We start from the raw sequence: 10,397 nt of genomic DNA on the forward strand, positions 1-10,397 counted from the left end.
AAGGGCGTCCCCGGGCAGGCGGGGCTCCAGTACCGGCTTCCGGCTACACCTTGGCCGGAAACGGCGCCATCAGTCGGAACCCCCGCTTGGGCAACTGCAGCGCGATGGCCGCGGCCGCCAGCAGCAGCACGCCGGAGCTGCCGAACGCCACCCAGTGGGTGCCGAAGGTTTCGTAGCCCCAGCCGCCCAGCCAGGAACTGAGCATGCCGCCGACCTGGTGGCCCAGGTAGGCCAGCCCGTACATCACGCCCACCAGCCGCACGCCGTAGATGTCGGCCAGGATGGCCGACGACATGGCGATGCTGCCGGCCCATACCAGGCCGCCGATGGTGGCGGCGATGTACAGCTCCCAGTGGGTGCCCACCAGCACCAGAGCGAAGAAGCCCAGGCCGCGGATGAAATAGATGGCGGCCAGGATGTTGCGCCGCGGCAGCCGGTCCGACATGCGCCCGAGCACCAGCGTGCCGAAGATGGCGACGAAGCCGATCAGCCCGATGCCCAGGGAACTGGTCGTGGCGTCGAAGCCATGGTCCATCAGCATCGGCATGCCATGGGTGCCCAGCAGGTTCATGCTGTAGCCGCAGGCGAACAGGCCCAGGAAGATCTGCCAGAACGGCACCGTCACCAGCGCCTGGCGCAACGGCAGGCTCTGCACTGGCGGCGTGCCCTGCGCGCGTTCGGCCGCGATCTCGTCGGGCAGCAGGTCGGTGTGCGCTGGCGCATCGTCGCGCACCACCAGCAGCGCGGCCAGCACCGTGAAGGCGGTGAAGACGCAGGCGTAGCCGACCATGGTGGCGCGCCAGCCCCAGGTCGCGATCGCCCAGGTGAACACCGGCGTCATCGCCGCCATGCCCGCCATCGACCCGGTGGACAGGAAGAACAGCGCCATGCCGCGCTGGCGGGTGAACCAGCGGCTGATCACCGGCGTAAGCGCCACCGGGCTGGTGAAGCCCAGGCCGAACGACAGCAGCACGCCGAACGACAGCAGGAAGCCCACGGGCGAGCGCGCGTTCACGCTCCAGGCGGTCGCGGCCACCACGATGGCGGTGCCCAGCAGCAGCACGAAGCGGGTGCCGTAACGCGCGACCAGCAGGCCGGCCAGCGGCATCGCCAGGCCGTAGCACAGCATGCCGGCGGCAATGATGGCGGCCAGCAGGCTGCGGCTGAAGCCCAGGTCGGCGGCGATCGGCAGGAAGAACGGCCCGATGGCCAGCCGCAGGCCCACCGACAGCAGGGTCAGGAAGGCGGCGGCGGCCACGATGTTCCAGCCGAAATACCAGCGGCACGGCACTGTGGTGTCCAAGATGTCTCCCTGCGCTTGCGCTTGTTGTTTGCGTTCACCCGATTCTCCGGCATGGCAGGCCATGCCGGCGCGGCACGGGTATTCACTGGCGCCGCGGCCGCGGCGCCTGCCTAGACTCGGGCTCGCATGTTCGTGGGAGAACCGTCTTGAGATCTGGAACGCATCGAATGTTCGGCATCGCGCTGGCGCTGGTGGCCGCCGCCGTGGCGGCGCCGCCGGCGGCCGCGCAGGCCTTTCCGGCCAAGCCGATCACGCTGGTGATGCCGTACGCCCCGGGCGGTCCGGGCGACACCATCACGCGCGTGTTCGCGGGCGCCATGCAAAGGCACCTGGGCCAGCAGGTCGTGGTCGACAACACGGCGGGCGCCTCCGGCAGCATCGGCACGGCCAAGGTGGCGCGCGCCGCGCCCGACGGCTACACGCTGCTGATGATCCATGTGAGCCACGCCACCAACCCGGCGATGTTCAAGGGCCTGCCGTACCACCCGGTGGACGATTTCGAGCCGATCGGCTCGGCCACCAGCGGTCCGATGCTGATCGTCGCGCGCAATGATTTTCCGGCCAGGGACCTGAGCGAGTTCGTCGCCTACGTGCGCGCCAACGGGCCCAAGGTCAGCCTGGCGCACGCCGGCGTCGGCTCGGCCTCGCACCTGTGCGGGCTGATGATGATGAGCACGCTGAAGGTCAGGCTCAACGAGATCCCGTACAAAGGCACCGGGCCGGCGCTGAACGACCTGATGGGCGGTCAGGTCGACCTGCTGTGCGACCAGACCTCGGGCACCGTGCCTTCGGTCAAGGGCGGCAAGATCAAGGCCTATGCCGCGGCCGGCAAGGTGCGGCTGCCGCAGTTGCCCGGGCTGCCGGCGATCGCCGAGGCCGGCGTGCAGGAGTTCGACATCAACATCTCGTTCGGCCTGTACGCGCCCAAGGGCACGCCGCGGCCGGTGCTCGAGCAATTGACAGCGGCTTTGCAAAAGGCCGTGGCGGACCCGGAGGTGCGCAACCGGCTGGAAGGCATGGGCGTGTCGGCCGTGAGCGCGGAGCAGGCCACGCCGGCAGCGCTGCGGGCGCATCTGCAGCGCGAGATCGACGTGCTGGGCGGGCTGCTGGTGAAAGCGGGCGTCAAGGCGAACTGACGCCGCCGCGGCCGTTGCGGGCTCGAGCCCGTCCATGCAGCCGTTGCACCCCGGCATGACCCGGCTCAAGCCCGCGGTGACATCCATCAGCCGGGATGGCGCTCAGACCGTCAGCACCACGTTCCCCATCAGCGTGCCACCCTCGAGCAGGTCGTGCGCCCGTGCAATCTCGGCCAGCGGCAGGCGCATGGCGATCGTGTGCCTGAGCTTTCCCTCGGCCAGCAATGCGGACAGCTCGCGCACGCCCGCATCGCGGTCGGCCTGCGCGATGTCGTAGATCATGAAGAACTTCAAGGCGATGCTGTTCTGCATCAGCCAAAGCGTGGGCAGCGTCGCCTCCACCCCCGTCATGCCGTAGATCACCACCCGGCCATGGGCGCGCAGCAGCTTGGGGTACTGCGCCGCGTTGTTGGTGACGTCCATCTCGATCACGCAGTCGACGCCGCGGCCGGCGGTGAGTTCGGCGACGCGCGCGCCGATGTCCTCGCGCCGGTAGTCGATGGCATGGTCGGCGCCGGCCGCGCCGGCGTGGGCCGCCTTCGCCTGGCTGCTGACGGTGGTCAGCACCTTGGCGCCGCGCAGCCTGGCCAGCTGGATCGCGTAGTGGCCGACCGCGCCGGCGCCGGCCTGCACCAGCACGGTCTCGCCCGGTTGCAAGGCCGCCAGCCGCACCGCCTGCAGCGCGGTGAAGCCGGGGACTCCCATGCAGGCGCCTTCCTCGTACGACACGTTGGCCGGCAGGGCCACGGCCTGCTGTGACGGCAAGGCGATGAACTCGGCGGCGGTGCCCAGCGGCCGCTTCCACTGCCCATTCCAGATCCACACGCGCTCGCCGATGCGGCTGGCGGGCACGCCTTCACCGACCGCGTCGATGTCGCCGGCGCCGTCGCTGTGCGGCACGATCAGCGGCGCGATCAGCTGGCGGCCGCCGCCGCCCTTGCGCGTTTTCCAGTCCGAGGGATTGGCGCCCGAGGCGCGCACGCGCACCCGCACCTGGCCCGGGCCGGGCTGCGGCGTCGGCTGCTCGCCCACGGTGAAGACTTGGGCCGCAAGGCCCTGGCGCGTGTAGAAGGCGGCTTGCATGGTTGCTCCTCGTGCGGATGGAGTTTCGGTTCAGGCCGCCTTGAGGCCGGCACCGGGAGCAGGCGGCGCGTGGAAGGCGCACAGCGCATCGATCAGCGCCTGCGCGAAGGCCGGCAGGGCCTGCGCTTCGCGCACCAGCACGTAGCGCTCGCGCACGCGCCAGTCGTCGCTCAGCTCCACCTGCGCCAGCTGCATGGTTGCCAGGTTGCGGCGGGCGCTGCTCTCGGGGACCACGCCGATGCCGACGCCGGCGCCGACCATGCGGCAGACGGCGTCGAAGCTGGACAGCTCGACCCGCAGCCGCAGCGGCTTGCCCAGGCCGGCCGTGACCTTGGCCAGGAAGTCCTGCAGCGTGCTGCCCGGATGCATGCCGACGTGGTCGTCGTCCAGCGTCTCGCCGAAGGCGACGGCCTTGCGCCGCGCCAGGCGGTGGCCGCGCGGCACCACCAGCACCAGCCGGTCGGTGCTGAAGTGGATGGCCCGCAGGCCCAGCGTGTCGACGCGGCCGGCCACGATGCCCAGGTCGGCGCGGCCGGCCAGCACGCCCAGCGCGATGTCGGCGTTGGGCTTTTCCTGCAACTCCACGTTGACCTTGGGATTGGCTTTCAGAAAGGCCGGCAGCACCTCCGGCAGGATGTCGGTGACGGCGGTGGTGTTGGCGAACACGCGCACGTGGCCGCGCAAGCCGCGGCCGTACTCGTGCAGGTCGGCGCGCAGCTGCTCGGCCTGCCGCAGCATGGCGCGGGTGTGGTGCAGGAAGGCCTCGCCGGCCGGCGTCAGCCGCACGCCGCGCGCCTGGCGGTAGAACAAGGGGACGCCGGCGTGCCGCTCCAGTGCCTTGATGCGGGCGCTGGCCGCCGCCAGCGACAGGTGCTCGGCGGCGGCCGCATGCGTGATGCTGGCGTGCTGGGCGACGGCGTGGAACAGCCGCAGGTCGAGCAGGTCGAAATCCATGCCGCGATTAGAGCAGCCTTCGGCGCCGGCGAAGGCTGGCTTGCGGACTGCCGCATTGTGCTGTGCCGGCTCCTGGGGCACGATGGCGCCATGCAAGACGATTCCTCCATCACACCCGAGGCGGTGGCCCGGCTGCGCGCCTGGGAAGGCCGCAGCGAAACGCTGCACGACGAGCTCACCGCGGCACCGGTGCGCGCGCTGTCCGCCACGCTGGATCGCGACGACCCCGAGCCGGCGGCCGGCACCGCGCTGCCGCCGCTGTGGCACTGGCTGTACTTCCTGCCGCGCCACCTGCAAAGCGAGTTGGGCGCCGATGGCCACGCGAAGCTGGGCGGCTTCCTGCCGCCGGTGCCGCTGCCGCGCCGCATGTGGGCCGGCGGTCGCCTGCAGTGGCACGCGCCGCTGCGCGTGGGCGAGCCGGTCCGGCGCATGTCGCGCATCGCCGGCGTGACGCACAAGGCCGGCCGCAGCGGCGATCTGGTGTTCGTGCTGGTGCGCCACGAGGTGCACAACGCCAACGGCCTGGCGGTGATCGAGGAGCACGACATCGTCTACCGCGCCGCGGCCCGTCCTGGTGATCCGGTGGTGCCGGCGCAAGCAGCGCCGGCCGACGCGCCCTGGTCGCGCGAGATCGTGCCGGACCCGGTGCTCTTGTTCCGCTACTCGGCGCTGACCTTCAACGGGCACCGCATCCACTACGACCGCAGCTACGTCACCGAGGTCGAGGGCTACCCCGGCCTGGTGGTGCACGGGCCGCTGATCGCCACGCTGCTGGTGGACCTGGTGCGCCGCCAGCGCCCCGAGGCCACGCTGCGCAGCTTCAGCTTCAAGGCGGTGCGCCCGACCTACGACCTGCATCCGTTCGGCGTGAACGGCAGGCCCTCCGGCGACGGCCGCGGCGTGACGCTGTGGGCGCAGGACCATGAAGGCTGGCTGACCATGCAAGCCGAAGCCCAACTCGATTGACACCGATGAAGACCCAGATCCCCACACCCGATGTGCACCAGGACATGCGCGAGGCGCTGCGCGCCCTGTGCGGCAGTTTCGATTCCGCCTACTGGCAGAAGGTGGACACCGACCGCGGGTACCCGGAGAAGTTCGTCGACGCGCTGACGGAGGCCGGCTGGATGGCGGCGCTGATCCCCGGCGAGTACGGCGGCTCCGGCCTGGGCCTGACCGAAGCCTCGGTGATCATGGAGGAGATCAACTTCTCCGGCGGCAACGCCGGCGCGCTGCACGGCCAGATGTACAACATGAACACGCTGCTGCACCACGGATGCGCCGAGCAGAAGCAGAAATACCTGCCCGGCATCGCCAGCGGCAAGCTGCGCCTGCAGTCGATGGCCGTGACCGAGCCGACCACCGGCACCGACACCACGCAGCTCAAGACCATGGCCGTGCGCAAGGGCGACCGCTACGTGGTCAACGGCCAGAAGGTCTGGATCTCGCGCATCCAGCACAGCGACCTGATGATCCTGCTGGCGCGCACCACGCCGCTGGCCGGCGTCAAGCGCAAGAGCGAAGGCATGAGCATCTTCCTGGTCGACCTGCACCAGGCGATCGGCAATGGCATGACGGTGCGGCCGATCGCGAACATGGTGAACCACGAAACCAACGAGGTGTTCTTCGACAACCTCGAGATCCCGGCAGAGAACCTGGTCGGCGAGGAAGGCCAGGGCTTTCGCTACATCCTGACCGGCCTGAACGCCGAGCGGACGTTGATCGCCGCCGAGTGCATCGGCGATGCCTACTGGTTCATCGACAAGGCGCGCAAGTACGCCAGCGAGCGGGTGGTGTTCAACCGTCCGATCGGGCAGAACCAGGGCGTGCAGTTCCCGATCGCCGATGCCTACATGGAGACGGAAGCGGCCAACCTGATGCGCTTCAGGGCCTGCCAGCTGTTCGACGCCAAGCTGCCTTGCGGCGGCGAGGCCAACATGGCCAAGTACCTGGCGGCCAAGGCGTCCTGGGAGGCGGCCAACACCTGCTTGCAGACGCACGGCGGCTTCGGCTTCGCCCACGAATACGACGTCGAGCGCAAGTTCCGCGAAACCCGCCTGTACCAGGTGGCGCCGATCTCCACCAACCTGATCTACAGCTACGTGGCCGAGCACCTGCTCGGGCTGCCGAGGTCGTTCTGATGTCCGTCGCCGAGCCGCCTCAAGACCGACACGCCCGCTCGGGGGGCTGGCGCGCAGCGCCCGGGGGGCAACGTCGTCCGCTCGATGGCGTCACGGTGGTGTCGCTGGAGCATGCGATCGCGGCGCCGTTCTGCACGCGTCAGCTGGCCGATCTCGGCGCCCGCGTGATTAAGGTGGAGCGGCCCGGCAGCGGCGACTTCGCCCGGGCCTACGACCAGCGCGCGCAAGGGCTGTCGTCGCACTTCGTCTGGGTCAATCGCTCCAAGGAAAGCGTCACGCTCGACTTGAAGCAGCCCCAGGCGTTGCAGGTGCTCATGGAGCTGGTGGCCGGCGCCGACGTGCTGGTGCAGAACCTCGCGCCCGGCGCGGCCGCGCGCATGGGCCTGGGCTATGAAGAACTCAGCGCCGCCCATCCCCGCCTGGTGGTGTGCGACATCTCCGGCTATGGCAAGGACGGCCCGTACCGCGACAAGAAAGCCTACGACCTGCTGATCCAGAGCGAGGCGGGTTTCCTGTCCGTCACCGGCACGCCGCAGGAAGGCTGCAAGTCCGGCAACTCGATCGCCGACATCGCGGCCGGCATGTATGCGTACACCGGCGTGCTGGCGGCGCTGCTGCAGCGCCAGCAGACCGGCCGCGGCTCGCACATCGACGTCTCCATGCTGGAGGCGCTGGGCGAGTGGATGGGGTTCCCGATGTACTACGCCTACGACGGCGCCGAGCCGCCGCCGCGCAGCGGTGCCTCGCACGCAACCATCTATCCGTACGGCCCGTTCGAAGCCGGCGACGGCAAGACGGTGATGCTGGGGCTGCAGAACGAGCGCGAATGGAAGGTGTTCTGCGACCAGGTGCTGCTGCAGCCCGCGCTGGCCACCGACCCGCGCTTCGATGCCAACGCCAGGCGCAGCGAGAACCGCGTGGCGCTGCGGGCGCTCATCCTCGAAGCCTTCGCCGGCATGGATGCGGAACAGGTGATCGCGCGGCTGGAAGCCGCGCAGATCGCCAACGCCCACGTCAATACCGTGGGCGAGATGTGGAAGCACCCGCAGCTGCAGGCGCGTGGCCGCTTCAAGCAGGTGGACTCGCCGGCCGGCGCGCTGGCGGCGCTGCTGCCGCCTGGCGTCAACAGCAGCTTCGACTACCGCATGGACGCCATTCCCGCCGTCGGCGAACACACCGATGCCGTCCTGCGGGAACTGGGGCGCGATGATACGACGATCCGGGCCCTGCGCGAACAAGGCGTCATCTAGCCGGCCAGGAAGATTCCCACAGCTGCGGTGCGCAAGTCTGTGGACAACCTTGGGGCATTCGCCGCAGGGCCGCGCCAGCACTGGCCTGGCGTTCGAATGAGCGTTTGGTGGGCACCCGGGCGCCCTTCGTCAGGCCCTGGCCTTCCACCTGGCCAGCATCCGTTGCACCCGCTGCGGCCCGCCCTCGACGTGTTCGACCAGGTGCAGGCGGGCATGGCGGAAGGCGTCCAGCACCGCCAGCATGTCGTCGCCGGCCTCGGGGTCGAGCCCGCGCAGCGTGTGCAGCGGCAGCGGCTTGTTGCTCCAGACCGCGGCGATGAATTCGACGATGTCGCGCGCCTGCCGCAACTGGCCTTCCTCGGCCCGCCGCAGCAGCCGGTCGAGGGCGGCGAGACCGAGCTCGGTGGCGTCGTGGGAGCTGATCTCTTCGCACAGCATGCGGGCCCGCTCCAGCAGCGTGCCTTCGTGGTCCACCCGCATCCGGTCGCCGCGGCCGACGACGAGCTGCACGTGGTTGATGCGTTCCAGGTTGCCCTGATGCCGCCGGTCGCGTTCCGCCTTGCCCATCGCAGCCCCTTTCCGGCACCGTGTGCCGGGTTGCGGCTGGTGCGCGTCCTCACTTTCTACATCAGGCGCGCGGCGTGGTGAAGAGGGCCTGACCCAGGAGTCTGCGCCCAGGCTCCTAAGGCTCCATCCCGGCCGCTACCCGCCGGTAGCGCACCTTGTTGCCGTGGATGTGGTCGACGCCCAGGAATTCGTTCGGCGTCTCGAACGCGATCTGGAACGTGGCCAGCGGCAGATTCAGCCGGGATGGCGGACGGCCGTTCATGAGCGTGTACTTGCGCTTGAGGTTGGTGCCGTCGAAGAGCCAGGTGCCTTCGTGCGCCTGCTCGGTGGCCCGGCCGGCGCCGTCGGTGGCGCGCACCTTTTCGCGGAACGCGCCGTCCGGCTCCAGCACCAGCACCCGGCGGGCGCGGATGCCCTTGGCTTCGTATTCCCGCAGCCAGGTGCCTTGCAGGCGTTGACGGGTGTCGTCGGCAGCCTCGTCCGCATCCGGGTGGGCCGCGCCGCCGGGCGGGGCGGCGCACGTGGCCAGCAGCATGCCGAGCGCCAGCAGGCCTGGCGCCCAGAACTTCAGGAAGGAAGCGCCGGACATGGGCCGACTATCCCAGCAATCGGGGCGCTGGGGAATGCCTCGCGGAAAGAAGACGTGCGACGTGCCTGGCGTGGCCGACCTGTTCCGCGGGAAGGTGGCCGCGGCCGCTTCCAACTGCCCGCGCGCTTCTGGGCCTCAACCCGCCCCGGGCGCCAGCCGTTCGCGCACCGCGGCCAGCAGGTCATCGGGATGCAGCATCGCATCCCGCGCCGCCACCGCCGTCCGGTACTGGTTCAAGGCCGAGCGCAACCGCGGCGCCGTGGTGAGGTCTTGCCACACCGGGGCCAGCGCGTCGTGCGGCGCCGGCTCGCCGCCGGCCAGCTGCCGTGCGAAAGCCACGGTGGCCGGCTCGGCCAGCAGCACCGCCCTGGTGGCCGCGCCCAACGGCTGCGGCTGGGCTTCCATCGCCGCGCAGCAATAAACCACGTGCGCCGGCAGCGCATCGCGGTGCGGCAGCAGGCGGCGCAAGGAGGCGCCGCGGATGCGCAGCTCGCCGCCGGCCGTGGGAAACAGGTACGTCGTCTCGGCGCCGGCCTGCGCCAGCCGTTCGAGCCCGCGCACCAGCCGCGCGAAGTCGGGGGTGGCTGCGGCCGGCGCCGCCTTGACCTCGGCGAGCAGGAGGACGTCGGCCGCGTCGGCGCCGGCGTCGGTCCGCACGATTGCGCCATCCCATTCGTCCTTGGCCTTGTCGGCGGCGCCGGGAAAGCCCGCCGGGGTGCGCAAGCCGGCCACCGCGCGGTAGCGGCCAGCGGGGCGGCCTTCTTCGAGCAAGCCGGCAATGGTGCGCAATGCCTGCAGCGTCGCTGCCTCGGCGTCACTGCCCAGGCGCGCGGAGGCGCGCCCTTGCGCGGCGGCCAACTCGCTGCCGGCCGGCGGCCCGCGCTGTTGTGCCAGAGCCAGGTAACGCTGCACGTCGGCCACTGGCCGCAGCGCGTCGCCGCGTTGCAGCCGCTCGAGTGCGGGCTCGGCCAGCAGTGACGCCAGGGCGGCATGCAAGCGGGCGTCGCCGCTTGCATGGACGAGCGTGGCCTGCGTCGCAGCGTGCAGCTGCGCCCAGGCGCCGCTTTCCAGCAGGGCGTGCAGTCGGGCAAGCGCGTCGCGCAGCGCTGCGGCCGGCATGTCGCGCAGCTTGCCCGGATGGGCGACGGCATCGATGGCGGCGCGCAGCGTGCGTCGGTCGGCCGCCGCGCGCGTGGCCAGCCGCACGTGTTCGCGGACCGGTTCCGAGCCGGCGTGCAGCACCAGCGCCTGGAACACCGGGTCCCCGCCTTCGGGCGCGAGCGCCCGGCGCACCAGCGCGGCCAGACTGAGGGTGAACAGGTCGCGCACCTGTGCCGGCGGCAGCGTGCCAGCGCGGGCGGCCTCGATGGCGAA

Annotated in this window: 9 protein-coding genes and 1 pseudogene; 4 read left to right on the forward strand and 6 right to left on the reverse strand. The window is 70.7% G+C overall.

Annotated elements, in window-relative coordinates; all coding sequences use genetic code 11:
- Window positions 1-43: 43 nt before the first annotated feature.
- Window positions 44-1,303: an MFS transporter gene (locus JWP65_RS04230; protein WP_299760657.1), complete on the reverse strand. Its 1,260-nt coding sequence runs from the start codon at window positions 1,301-1,303 to the stop codon at window positions 44-46.
- 167 nt (window positions 1,304-1,470) lie between these two features.
- Between JWP65_RS04230 and JWP65_RS04235 the strand changes: the two genes are divergently transcribed.
- On the forward strand, window positions 1,471-2,439 hold the full coding sequence (locus JWP65_RS04235; RefSeq protein WP_299760659.1) for a tripartite tricarboxylate transporter substrate-binding protein: 969 nt from the start codon (window positions 1,471-1,473) through the stop codon (window positions 2,437-2,439).
- A gap of 102 nt (window positions 2,440-2,541) precedes the next feature.
- Here the strand turns inward: JWP65_RS04235 and JWP65_RS04240 are convergent, their stop codons facing one another.
- On the reverse strand, window positions 2,542-3,522 hold the full coding sequence (locus tag JWP65_RS04240; protein ID WP_299760661.1) for an NADPH:quinone reductase: 981 nt from the start codon (window positions 3,520-3,522) through the stop codon (window positions 2,542-2,544).
- 30 nt (window positions 3,523-3,552) lie between these two features.
- Window positions 3,553-4,476, reverse strand: a complete 924-nt coding sequence (locus JWP65_RS04245) for a LysR family transcriptional regulator (RefSeq protein WP_299760663.1) — start codon at window positions 4,474-4,476, stop codon at window positions 3,553-3,555.
- A gap of 90 nt (window positions 4,477-4,566) precedes the next feature.
- On the opposite strand from JWP65_RS04245, the gene JWP65_RS04250 reads away from it, so the two are divergent.
- The 3 genes and pseudogenes from JWP65_RS04250 to JWP65_RS04260 form a co-directional block, all read left to right on the forward strand.
- Entirely contained in the window at window positions 4,567-5,442 is an 876-nt protein-coding gene (locus JWP65_RS04250; protein ID WP_299760665.1) for a MaoC family dehydratase N-terminal domain-containing protein, read from the forward strand.
- Window positions 5,443-5,447: 5 nt separating this feature from the next.
- A complete protein-coding gene (locus tag JWP65_RS04255; RefSeq protein WP_299760667.1) occupies window positions 5,448-6,617 on the forward strand; it encodes an acyl-CoA dehydrogenase family protein in 1,170 nt (389 codons plus the stop codon).
- 74 nt (window positions 6,618-6,691) lie between these two features.
- A pseudogene (locus JWP65_RS04260) lies at window positions 6,692-7,867 on the forward strand (CaiB/BaiF CoA transferase family protein); the annotation flags it as partial.
- Between the two features lie 129 nt (window positions 7,868-7,996).
- Here JWP65_RS04260 and JWP65_RS04265 read toward each other — a convergent pair.
- The 3 genes from JWP65_RS04265 to JWP65_RS04275 all read right to left on the reverse strand — a co-directional run.
- Window positions 7,997-8,434 carry a hypothetical protein gene (locus JWP65_RS04265; protein ID WP_299760669.1) on the reverse strand — a complete coding sequence of 146 codons (438 nt, stop codon included), beginning with the start codon at window positions 8,432-8,434 and terminating at the stop codon, window positions 7,997-7,999.
- Window positions 8,435-8,549: 115 nt separating this feature from the next.
- Complete coding sequence (locus tag JWP65_RS04270; RefSeq protein ID WP_299760671.1) at window positions 8,550-9,023, reverse strand: hypothetical protein; 474 nt, start codon at window positions 9,021-9,023, stop codon at window positions 8,550-8,552.
- A 135-nt stretch (window positions 9,024-9,158) separates the two neighbouring features.
- Window positions 9,159-10,397 (reverse strand): hypothetical protein (locus JWP65_RS04275; RefSeq protein WP_299760673.1); only part of this gene is annotated, 1,239 nt, incomplete at its 5' end.

This window comes from Ramlibacter sp. (genome assembly GCF_028292805.1).
GTDB lineage: Bacteria > Pseudomonadota > Gammaproteobacteria > Burkholderiales > Burkholderiaceae_C > Ramlibacter.

Bases quoted from the DNA above. Each gene is read 5' to 3' on its own strand.
- JWP65_RS04235 (WP_299760659.1), top strand. From the start codon at position 1,471: ATGTTCGGCATCGCGCTGGCGCTGGTGGCCGCCGCCGTGGCGGCGCCG.
- JWP65_RS04240 (WP_299760661.1), bottom strand. From the start codon at position 3,522: ATGCAAGCCGCCTTCTACACGCGCCAGGGCCTTGCGGCCCAAGTCTTC.
- JWP65_RS04245 (WP_299760663.1), bottom strand. From the start codon at position 4,476: ATGGATTTCGACCTGCTCGACCTGCGGCTGTTCCACGCCGTCGCCCAG.
- JWP65_RS04250 (WP_299760665.1), top strand. From the start codon at position 4,567: ATGCAAGACGATTCCTCCATCACACCCGAGGCGGTGGCCCGGCTGCGC.
- JWP65_RS04255 (WP_299760667.1), top strand. From the start codon at position 5,448: ATGAAGACCCAGATCCCCACACCCGATGTGCACCAGGACATGCGCGAG.
- JWP65_RS04265 (WP_299760669.1), bottom strand. From the start codon at position 8,434: ATGGGCAAGGCGGAACGCGACCGGCGGCATCAGGGCAACCTGGAACGC.
- JWP65_RS04270 (WP_299760671.1), bottom strand. From the start codon at position 9,023: ATGTCCGGCGCTTCCTTCCTGAAGTTCTGGGCGCCAGGCCTGCTGGCG.